Genomic DNA, 4,270 nt, shown 5'->3' on the forward strand with positions numbered 1-4,270 from the left:
AAGAAGCGTCACCGGCCGCTCGCGAGCGGCCAAATGTCGGTACCGACGGCGCTCCTACTTGCCGGCTGCCTGGTTCTCGCATCGCTGTCGCTGACCTTTTTGCTGCCGTGGAAATTCGCGGGCGTGCTGGCGTTCTATGCCTTCGCGACGACCGCCTATACCTTCGTGCTGAAGCGCAAGCTCCTGGTTGACGTCTTCACGCTCGCTGGCCTCTACACCACCCGTATCGTTGCCGGTGCCGCGGCAACGGGCACGGAACTGTCCTTCTGGCTCGTGTCCTTCGCCATCTTCTTCTTCCTCAGCCTCGCGCTGGTGAAGCGCTATGTCGAATTACATGAGTTCGAGGACAAGGATGGCGGCAATGTCCCCGGCCGCGGCTATCTTGCCGTCGATTTCGAGATGGTGGGGCAGGCTGGCGTTGCTTCCGCCTTCACCTCCGCCCTGGTCCTTGCGCTCTATGTGCATAGCAAGGAACTCCAGGAAATGTATACGACGCCCTGGGCTCTCTGGCCGCTTTGCCCGCTGGTGCTCTATATGTTGTTGCGCATCTGGATGCTCGCGCGTCGCGGCATGCTGCACGAAGACCCTGTCGTCTTCATCATGCGTGACTGGCGCAGCCAATTGACCATGTTGGTCGGCGCGCTGCTGATCCTGTTTGGAGCCATCGGGCCGCAATGAGTTTGCAAGATCATGAAAGCTGGGGACGGCTCGACAAGCGCGCGCGGCCGGCCATTTCGCCTGACGACTATGAAGATCGCCTCGCCAGCCTGGAGGCCGGGGGCTACTTGCCCTTCGGCAACGGCCGCAGCTACGGCGACAGTTGCCACAACGATCGGGGCACGCTGATCGAAAGTCGCAGGCACGGCCGCATACTGGCGTTCGATCCCGGCACCGGCATGATGACCTGCGAGGCTGGCGTGACCTTGCGCGAGGTGCTCGAACGCGCGATCGAACATCGCTTCTTCCTGCCGGTCACCCCGGGCACAGCCTTCGTGACAGTCGGGGGCGCACTTGCCAACGACGTGCACGGCAAGAACCACCATGCACGCGGCACCTTCGGCAATCACGTGACAGGTTTCACGCTCCTGCGCTCGAACGGTGAGCGGTTGATCTGTTCGCCCGGAGAAAACGCCGAACTCTATGCCGCCACCATCGGTGGCATGGGCCTGACCGGGCTTATCCTGACCGTGGATATGAGGCTGATGAAGGTGCCGTCGCCACATGTGCAACAGCATGCGATCCGCTTCGCTAACCTCGACCAATACTTCGCCCTCGTTGATCGCGTCGATGAGGAACACGAATACTCCGTTGCCTGGATCGACCAGCTCGCAACCGGAGCCCGCACGGGCCGGGGCGTACTGTTGGCCGGCGATCACGCCGATGGCTCCTGCGAGCTGCCCGATATCCCCAAGGGATTGAAGCTTTCGGTGCCCTTCGCGCCGCCCTTCAATCTTCTGAACCGGACGACGCTCAAGGTTTTCAACGAATATTATTTCCGCAAGGAGAAGCCCGGTGAAACCGTGACCACGGTTCCCTGGACTTCCTATTTCTATCCACTGGACGCGATCGGCGCCTGGAACCGGCTTTACGGTCCACGCGGGCTTTACCAACATCAGAGCGTCTATCCCGCCGAGCGCGCGCCGGAGATCACCGCGCAACTCATGGAGACGGCCCGCAAGGCCGGTCACGCGTCGTTCCTGACGGTTCTGAAGCGGTTCGGCGACATCGGTTCGCGCGGCGTCCTGTCCTTCCCGCGACCCGGTTTTACTTTGACTTTGGACTTCGCCAATCAAGGTGAACGGACAGTAAAGCTCCTGGATGCGCTCGATCGCATCGTGGTGGAGGCAGGCGGTGCGATCAATCCGTACAAGGATGCCCGTATGAGCTCGCAAGTCTTTGAAAAATCTTTCCCTTCCTGGAGAGAGCTTGAGGCGTTGCGCGATCCTGCACTCGTTTCGAACTTCTGGAAGCGCACGGCTCTGGCTTTGCCAGAATGAGAATGCAGACAATTTTATTCAAATAAACTTTCAAACTTCACGGAAAATCCGTCTCTTGCCCGTAAGTACATTTGCGGGGCTGGGAGTAAAACAATGAAATATATTCCATTCATTCTCTTTACGGTTTTTACCAATGCTGCCGCTCAGCTCATGCTGAAGCAGGGCATGATGACGCTCGGGCCGATTTCGATGACCGCTGAAACGGCAATCGTGCGGCTGTTCCAGATCGTCTTCAACCCATGGGTCTTTGCCGGCCTCGTGACCTTCGTCATTTCGATGGCGTCGCATCTCTATGTGCTGTCGAAGGTCGAGCTTTCCTTTGCCTATCCGTTCCTAAGCCTCGCTTACGTCGCCGTCGCGGTCTTCGCCTACTTCGTTTTTCGCGAAGACCTGAATGCCTGGCGCATCGCCGGCATCGCGCTGATCTGCGCAGGAACCGTTCTTATCGCCCAGTCGGGCATCTCATCCCATGCCGATGACAAGCCGACTGAGGCTGCTGCCGGGGTGAGCACCGCAGAATTCGGGAGCAAGTCATGAAACACATCATCTTTGGTGGCGACGGCTTCGTGGGCCGTCACCTGGCGGAACGTCTCGTCAAGGACGGCGAAGACGTGGTGATCGCCGATATCGTCAAGTCCGACCTCTCGCATTACGGCCGCGCCCGCTTCATCCATTGCGACGTCACCGATCTGGAAGCTGTTCAGAAGGTCGGCATCGGTCCGGATGACATGGTCTACAACATGGCGGCGAAGATGCTGTCGCCGCTGCAGATCCGTTCGAAGCGCTGGAAATTCTTCTGGCCCGTCAACTACTACGGCGCCGAGAACATCATGAAGGCCATGGACGCGGCCGGCGCATCGCGTCTGGTGCAGTTCACGACCGACATGATTTACGGCCACACGGTGCAGTCGCCGCAGACCGAAGACCACCCGGCAAAGCCGCTCGGCGAATACGGCAAGTCGAAATGGGCGACCGAACAGCTGGCCGTGCAGTGGCGCAAGCAGGGCATGAACATCTCGATCTTCCGCCCACGCCTGATCATTGGCCCCGGTCGTCTCGGCATTCTCGAGAAACTGTTCAAGCTGATCGACATGAACCTGCCGGTGCCGATGATCGGCTCGGGCAAGGTGCCCTACCAGTTCATTTCGGTCTTCGATTGCGCCGAAGCCGCGCGACTTGCCTGGAAGGGCGGCGTGCCGAACGAAGCCTACAATCTCGGTTCCGACAATCCGCCTTCCGTGCGTGATCTGCTCGGCAACCTCGTCAAGCATGCCGGCTCGAAATCCTTCCTGCTGCCCACCCCCGCCTTCGCCGTCAAGCAGACGCTGGCCTTCTTCGACATGATCAACAAGCCGATCATGGACCCGGAACAGTACCTGATCGCAGACGAGATGTGCGTGCGCGAGACCGGCAAGCTCAAGCGCGAGCTTGGCTGGCGCGCGGAATACAACGATGGCGACATGCTGATTGCCGCCTATGACGAATATCGGGCCAAGAAGACGGGCGCCGTTTCGGCCGCTTCCGTCGTCGTGCCGGCCGAATGAGGGGACAGAACATGTTGGACAGACCGAACCGTATCGCTGTTGCCGCTCCGTCGCTCGACGGCGGCGTCGCCAAGCCCAATCTCATCACCGTCGAACAGGCGAAAGCCATGTCGATCGGCGACATCACCACGGCTTTCAAGGAGCATCTGAACCCCGGACAGCTCCACTTCATGAAGCTTCTCGGCTTCCACAAGGTGAAAATCGAGAGCGCCGAGGGCATGTTCTACACCGACCAGAACGGCCGCAAGATCCTCGATTTCTTCGGCGGCTTCGGCTCGCTCGCCTTCGGACACAACCATCCGCGCATTCTCGACGCCCGCCAGAAGTTCCAGGACGAAAAGCGCCACGAGATCGCCATCGCCTTCATGTCGCAATATGCGGCGGCGCTAGCCAAGAACATCGCGGCCTGCTCGCCGGGCGACCTCGACATGGTCTTCCTCGGTTCGTCCGGTTCGGAAGCGATGGAGGCTGCCGTCAAGCTTGCCGAGCGTGCCGCCGGCCCGAAGCGGCCGAAGGTTGTCTATGCCGAGAATTCCTTCCACGGCAAGACCAAGGGCGTGCTCGCCATCACCGACGGCCAGCTTTACCGCGCAGACTTCAAGGTGGCCGATAACACGGTGCGCGTGCCCTTCGCCGATATCGATGCGGTGGAGAACGCCTTCAAATCCGACCCGGAAATCGGCGTCATCGTCTTGGAAACCATCCAGGGCGGCGGCGGCATCATCCAGG

General features: G+C 60.1%; 5 protein-coding genes. All 5 read left to right on the plus strand.

All coding sequences use genetic code 11. From position 1 onward, the window contains the following. A partial coding sequence (locus I8N66_RS36310; RefSeq protein WP_291165181.1) for a UbiA family prenyltransferase occupies positions 1-678 on the plus strand: 678 nt, incomplete at its 5' end. Continuing rightward, positions 675-1,997 (plus strand): FAD-binding oxidoreductase, encoded by a 1,323-nt coding sequence (locus I8N66_RS36315; protein WP_162768743.1) that lies wholly within the window; start codon positions 675-677, stop codon positions 1,995-1,997. The genes I8N66_RS36310 and I8N66_RS36315, both read left to right, overlap by 4 nt. A 93-nt stretch (positions 1,998-2,090) precedes the next feature. After that, a complete protein-coding gene (locus tag I8N66_RS36320) occupies positions 2,091-2,534 on the plus strand; it encodes an EamA family transporter (protein ID WP_113537716.1) in 444 nt (147 codons plus the stop codon). Then, complete coding sequence (locus I8N66_RS36325; protein ID WP_291165185.1) at positions 2,531-3,541, plus strand: NAD(P)-dependent oxidoreductase; 1,011 nt, start codon at positions 2,531-2,533, stop codon at positions 3,539-3,541. Before I8N66_RS36320 ends, I8N66_RS36325 begins: the two co-directional genes overlap by 4 nt. An 11-nt stretch (positions 3,542-3,552) precedes the next feature. Beyond that, positions 3,553-4,270 (plus strand): aminotransferase class III-fold pyridoxal phosphate-dependent enzyme (locus I8N66_RS36330; protein WP_291165188.1); only part of this gene is annotated, 718 nt, incomplete at its 3' end.

Origin of the sequence: Ensifer sp. SSB1, assembly GCF_016652895.1 — a bacterium.
Taxonomy (GTDB): domain Bacteria; phylum Pseudomonadota; class Alphaproteobacteria; order Rhizobiales; family Rhizobiaceae; genus Ensifer.